We start from the raw sequence: 1,356 nt of genomic DNA on the forward strand, positions 1-1,356 counted from the left end.
GACCGCGCCGATCGACGTCCTGATCACCGACATCCATTTGCCGGGATCGTCGGGCATCATGTTGGCGGAACGCGCCCGCGTGGTTCGTCCGGCGATGCGGATCGTCATCGCGAGCGGCGACACGGCGTCGATCGGCGATGCGCTGCCGGGAGCGATGGTGTTGGCCAAGCCCTATAATGCCCATCAACTGCTGACGGCGATCGGGGGCGGCGTGACGGTCGAACGCCGCGCGCTGGAGGGGGAAAGCGAGGGATAATCGGGCACGGCCGATCAGGCGCGCGCTCCCGGCGCGGCCGGGGATCCTCGGTCGCGAGTGCAGGTGGACGATGATCCCGAGCCGGGTTGGACGGCGATGCCGGACCTGCCGCCCCATCTTGTCAACCAAGCCCCCGCTCTGCCACGGGAACCCGCATGACGTTGCTTCTCCCGCTCCTGCTCCTCGCCGCTCCCGTAGCCCCCGACCCGCAGTCGGACGGGCCGCCGATCATCGTCAAGGGCCCCGAACCCGCGCAGCCGCAGACACCGGCGACGATGGTGGTCGAGCCGGTGGCGATGATGATCGCGACGTTCGACGCCGACGGCAATGCGCTGGTCGACCGGTCCGAAATGCAGGCCGGGGTCCGCGCATCGTTCGAGACCGCCGAGAAGATGGCGGGCGTCGCGGCGACGTCCGGCAAGCTGCGCTACATCGCCTTCGCCGATTGGGCGCTGACCTTCCTGGGGGATCGCAACGCGCTGCCCAGCCCGTTCGAGGTCGATCGCGATAGCGACGGCCAGATTACGCTGGAGGAATTGCAGGACCAGTTCTCACGCCTGTTCGCGCGCTACGACAAGGATGGCAGCAAGACGATCAGCCGCGCCGAGTTGCTGACGTTCCGTACCGCGCCGATCGACGCGCGGGGGCCGACGATGGGCCGCCGCCCCCCGCCTGGCGCGCAGGACGGCGAGAAGGGCGGCCGGAAGGGGCGACGCGGGCGTGAGCGTCCCGCGCCAGCCCCGGATACGCCCGCGTCACCGGACGGCGACGACCGGGACGCCCGGTGACGCGCTTCGCCTTCTCGATCCATGCCACCGATGGCGCGGCGCGAACCGGGCAGATCGCGATGGAACGCGGCACGATCCGAACGCCCGCGTTCATGCCGGTCGGCACGGCCGCGACGGTGAAAGCGATGAAGCCCGCCGACGTCGCGCGCGCCGGAGCGGACATCATCCTGGGCAACACCTATCACCTGATGCTGCGCCCCGGTGACGAGCGGGTGGCGCGGCTGGGTGGGTTGCATGCCTTCATGGGCTGGGACAGGCCGATCCTGACCGACTCGGGCGGCTATCAGGTGATGAGCCTGTCGGAACTGACCA

2 protein-coding genes and 1 pseudogene are annotated in these 1,356 nt (G+C 69.8%); all 3 read left to right on the plus strand.

Translation table 11 applies throughout. The annotated features are described in order from the left end of the window. Window positions 1–256: pseudogene (locus tag ACFDSW_RS16125) on the plus strand (hypothetical protein); the annotation flags it as partial. A gap of 155 nt (window positions 257–411) precedes the next feature. Continuing rightward, window positions 412–1,044, plus strand: a complete 633-nt coding sequence (locus ACFDSW_RS16130; protein WP_375251277.1) for an EF-hand domain-containing protein — start codon at window positions 412–414, stop codon at window positions 1,042–1,044. Beyond that, on the plus strand, window positions 1,041–1,356 hold a 316-nt coding region (locus ACFDSW_RS16135; RefSeq protein WP_375251278.1), incomplete at its 3' end, for a tRNA-guanine transglycosylase. The genes ACFDSW_RS16130 and ACFDSW_RS16135, both read left to right, overlap by 4 nt.

This window comes from Sphingomonas sp. (genome assembly GCF_042091075.1).
Lineage (GTDB): Bacteria > Pseudomonadota > Alphaproteobacteria > Sphingomonadales > Sphingomonadaceae > Sphingomonas.

What these genes read in the sequence shown, in the direction of transcription:
- ACFDSW_RS16130 (WP_375251277.1), top strand. Translation starts at nt 412, where the DNA reads ATGACGTTGCTTCTCCCGCTCCTGCTCCTCGCCGCTCCCGTAGCCCCC.